Here is a 362-nt window from a genome sequence, read left to right as displayed (position 1 = left end):
GTTCCCCGAGGCCGGTGGCGATGGGGGTGACGACGCCGCGGATCTTGCGGACGGCGTGGGTGCCGTCGGGGCGGTCCTCGACGATCGCGCGCCAGGACTCGGTGCGGAAGTAGCGGCGGGCCCTGCCTTCGACCTCCTCGCGCAGGAGGAGCTCGAAGGAGGCGTCGGCTGCCTCGTACGTGTAGCCCTGGAGCTCGCGCTCCTTGACCCGCTCGACGACCCGGGCGATCAGGGCGCGGTCGTCGCCCAGGTCGACGCCGAGTTCCTTGCCCTTGAGCTCGATGGAGGCGCGGCCGGCCATGTCGGAGACCAGCATCCGCATGGTGTTGCCGACCAGCTCGGGGTCGATGTGCTGGTAGAGG

At 71.0% G+C, this 362-nt stretch carries 1 pseudogene; it reads right to left on the bottom strand.

What is annotated here, in order from left to right:
- A pseudogene (locus OQ02_RS39495) lies at positions 1–362 on the bottom strand (citramalate synthase); the annotation flags it as partial.

It is taken from the genome of Saccharothrix sp. NRRL B-16314, assembly GCF_000716595.1.
Lineage (GTDB): Bacteria > Actinomycetota > Actinomycetes > Mycobacteriales > Pseudonocardiaceae > Actinosynnema.
This window is presented reverse-complemented; position numbering and strand designations above follow the sequence as displayed.